The following is a 3,604-nucleotide window of genomic DNA, read 5'->3' on the forward strand; positions in this document are numbered from 1 at the left end:
GGCGCCGGGTCCCGGCGGGGCCCGTCCTCCTCGGCGCGCTCGGCACGCCCGGTGCGCCGCGGCGGCGGTGCGGCGGGGGCAGGGGTCTGCTCCTCGACGCGGCGGGCCAGCATCTCCCGGGCGGAGTCGCGGTCGACCGCCTGGCCGTAGCGCTGCATCAGCGGCGACACCGCGATACCGGGCCGCAGCACCTCCGCCGGGGTCGGGCCCATGGTGGAGCGCGGCGCGAAGACCCGGGTGCGGGCGACCGGCGTCGGCGCGCCGTCGGAGCCCAGCACCGTCACCACCGCCTCTCCCGTGCCGAGGGTCTGCAGCACCTCGGCCAGGTCGTCCGGGCCCTGCGGGAAGGTGGACACGGTCTGCCGCAGCGCCCGGGCCTCCTTGGGGGTGTGGGCGCGCACCTGGTGCTGCACCCGCGCGCCGAGCTGGGCCAGCACCTGCTCCGGCACGTCCTGCGGGGACTGGGTGACGAAGACGATGCCCACCCCCTTGGAGCGGATCAGCCGGACGGTCTGGGCCACCGAGGAGAGGAAGGCCCTGGAGGCGTCGGCGAACAGCAGGTGGGCCTCGTCGAAGAAGAACACCAGCCGGGGCCGCTCGGCGTCGCCCACCTCGGGCAGCGTCTCGAACAGCTCGGCCAGCAGCCACATCAGGAAGGTGGAGAACAGGGCGGGTCGGTCGTGCAGGTCGGGCAGCTCGAGCAGCGAGATGATGCCGGCGCCGTCGGTGGTGGTGCGGCAGAGGTCGGCCAGCTCCAGCTCGGGCTCGCCGAAGAAGGCGTCCGCGCCCTGCGCCTGCAGGGTGGTGACCGCCCGCAGGATGACCCCGACCGTGGCGGTGGAGACGCCGCCGAGCTCGCGCAGCTCGACCTTGCCGTCACCCTCGGTGAGGAAGTGCAGCACCGCCCGCAGGTCGGTGAGGTCGACCATCGGCAGGCCCCGCTGGTCGGCCCAGTGGAAGACCAGCGACAGCGAGGACTCCTGGGTGTCGTTGAGCCCCAGCACCTTGGCCAGCAGCAGCGGGCCGAAGGAGGTGGCGGTGGCCCGCACCGGGACGCCGAGCCCGCCGGTGCCGAGGGCGAAGAACTCCACCGGGCTGGCGGCCGGCGTCCAGTCCTGGCCGTTGGCGCGGGTGCGGGCCAGCAGCTTCTCCGACCCCGTGCCCGGGGTGACCAGACCGGACAGGTCGCCCTTGATGTCGGCGGCGAAGACCGGGACGCCCGCGGCCGACAGCTGCTCGGCGAGCACCTGCAGGGTGACCGTCTTGCCGCTGCCGGTGGCCCCGCAGACCAGGCCGTGGCGGTTGAGCATCGCCAGCGGCAGCCGGATCCGCGCGTCGGGGACGGGACGGTCGCCGTCGGCCAGCACACCGAGCTCGACCGCCGGCTCGTCGAAGGTGTAGCCGGCCCGGACGGCGGCGCGGTGCGCCTCGCGTGCCGGGTCGGGGCCGGGCTCCCGGACCGGGTCGAGCGGGGTCGCCGTGCCGCCAGCCGTCATGGCGACAGCGTGGCACAGCCGTCCCGCGACCGAGGCGTCCGGCTGAGGAAATCGCGCGGCAATCGTTAGGTTCGCCGATCCGGTCCGACCACCCCCAACCGTTACAGTGGCCCGCGTGATCTTCAAGCGCGTCGGTGATGTCCGTCCCTACCCCGACCACGGGTACACCCAGAAGCAGTGGGCTGCCATCGCACCGCACCAGATCCGGCTCGACCAGCTGGTCACCACCAAGCGCACCCTCGACCTCGAGGCGCTGCTGGAGGAGGACTCGACGTTCTACGGCGACCTGTTCGCCCACGTGGTGTCCTGGCAGGGCGAGTTCTACCTGGAGGACGGCCTGCACCGCGCGCTCCGAGCGGCGCTGCAGCAGCGCCAGACCCTGCACGCCCGCGTGCTCGAGCTCGGCTGAGCCAGAGCGCCGCCGCAGGCGAGGAGGGCTGGTAGGAGCATGAGCGTGGCTGAAGTGTGGCGGGTCGCCCGCACCCCGTTGTCCCTCCTCGTGCTGCTGGGCCTGCTCGGCTTCGGCGCCTGGTGGGGCTACACCAACGTGATGAAGCCGCCGCCGCCACCGCCGGTCGAGCCCTGCGTCCCCGAGCAGGTGGAGCAGCTGGAGAGCAGCCAGGTGCTCGTCAACGTCTTCAACGGCGGCGCCGAGCGCGGCAAGGCAGCCGAGGTGGGCCAGGCCCTGGAGGCCGCCGGCTTCGCCGTCGCCACGGTCGGCAACACCGACGAACGGGTGACCCGCACCGTCGTGGTCGGCGTCACCACCGAGGACCCGGCGGTCCGGCTGACCCTGGAGCACTTCCAGGAGGCCGATCCTCGCAGCGACGCCCGCCCCGACGGCGTGGTGGACGTGCTGATCGGCTCGGAGTACGCCGGCATGGTGGGTGACGCGCCGGAGTCCATCGACCTCGAGTCGAACACCGCCTGCCTGGCCCCCACCCCCAGCCCGGCGGTCGGCTGACCCGCTCTCAGCGGGCCCCGTCGAGGCGGCGCAGCCGCGCGTTGAGGTAGCGCTGCTCGGGCGTGCTGGCCGTGAGCCGGGCCGCCTGCCGGTAGCTGTCGGCCGCCTCCGCGACCCGTCCGGCCCGTTCCAGCAGGTGCGCCCGGACGGCGTGGGTGCGGTGGTGGTGCCGCATCGACTCCTGCTCCAGCAGCGGCTCGACCACAGCCAGCCCGTGCTCGGCGCCGCGGGCCATCCCGACCGCCACCGCCTTGTTGAGCGTGACCGCCGGCCCGGGCGCGATGCGCTCCAGCATCTCGTAGAGCACGCGGATCTGCTCCCAGTCGGTCTGCTCGGCCCCGGCCGCCTCGGCGTGCACCGCCGCGATCGCCGCCTGCAGCTGGTAGCGCCCGACGGGTCCGCGCGGCAGCACCCGCTCCAGCAGCGCGATCCCCTCCGCGACCAGGTCGTGGTCCCAGCGGGTGCGGTCCTGCTCGGCCAGCGGGACGAGGTCGCCGCGGGCGTCGGTGCGGGCGGGGGTCCGGGCGTGGGTGAGCAGCACCAGCGCGAGCAGGCCGGCGACCTCGTCGTGGTCGGGCAGGGCCCGCCGCAGCCGCCGGACCAGGGCGATCGCCTCCTCGGCCAGCAGCGCGTCGACCAGCTGGTCGCCGCTGCTTCGGGTGTAGCCCTCGTTGAAGGTGAGGTGGCAGACGTCGAGCACCGCCCCGACCCGGGCCGGCAGCTCGGCCGGCGACGGCATGCTGAACCGGGCGCCGGCCGCGCGAAGGGTCGCCCGGGCCCGGGTGAGCCGCTGGGTGAGGGTGCGTTCGGGCACCAGGAACGCCGCGGCGATCTGCTGCACCCCCAGACCGGTCACCGAGCGCAGGGTGAGCGCCACCTGCGAGGGTCGGGACAGGCTGGGGTGGCAGCAGAGCAGGGCCAGCTGCAGGGTGTCCTGCTCGGGGCTGCGCGGGGGCTGCTCGGCCGACGGGGACGTCCAGCCGTCGTCGGGGACGGCTCGTCCCAGCCGCTCCTCCCGCGCGCTGCGGGCCCGGTCGGCGCGGACGCCGTCGAGCAGGCGCCGCGAGGCGACCCGGACCAGCCAGGCGCCCGGGTCGTGCGGCGTCCCGTCCCGCGGCCACTGCACCGCCGCAGCCGCCGCGGC

Annotated in this window: 4 protein-coding genes; 2 read left to right on the forward strand and 2 right to left on the reverse strand. The window is 75.0% G+C overall.

Annotated features, from left to right (window positions below):
* On the reverse strand, nucleotides 1-1,496 hold a 1,496-nt coding region (locus DVA66_RS18265), incomplete at its 3' end, for a helicase HerA-like domain-containing protein (RefSeq protein ID WP_114561319.1).
* 115 nt (nucleotides 1,497-1,611) lie between these two features.
* On the opposite strand from DVA66_RS18265, the gene DVA66_RS18270 reads away from it, so the two are divergent.
* Nucleotides 1,612-1,905 carry a type II toxin-antitoxin system VapB family antitoxin gene (locus tag DVA66_RS18270; protein WP_114127797.1) on the forward strand — a complete coding sequence of 98 codons (294 nt, stop codon included), beginning with the start codon at nucleotides 1,612-1,614 and terminating at the stop codon, nucleotides 1,903-1,905.
* Nucleotides 1,906-1,950: 45 nt separating this feature from the next.
* Nucleotides 1,951-2,460: a LytR C-terminal domain-containing protein gene (locus tag DVA66_RS18275; RefSeq protein ID WP_157974112.1), complete on the forward strand. Its 510-nt coding sequence runs from the start codon at nucleotides 1,951-1,953 to the stop codon at nucleotides 2,458-2,460.
* A gap of 7 nt (nucleotides 2,461-2,467) precedes the next feature.
* Here DVA66_RS18275 and DVA66_RS18280 read toward each other — a convergent pair.
* Nucleotides 2,468-3,604, reverse strand: a 1,137-nt coding sequence (locus tag DVA66_RS18280) for an RNA polymerase sigma factor (RefSeq protein WP_232822055.1), incomplete at its 5' end; no start/stop codon positions are given.

The sequence above is a fragment of the Desertihabitans aurantiacus genome, from assembly GCF_003344635.1.
In the GTDB taxonomy this organism is placed as follows: domain Bacteria; phylum Actinomycetota; class Actinomycetes; order Propionibacteriales; family Propionibacteriaceae; genus Desertihabitans; species Desertihabitans aurantiacus.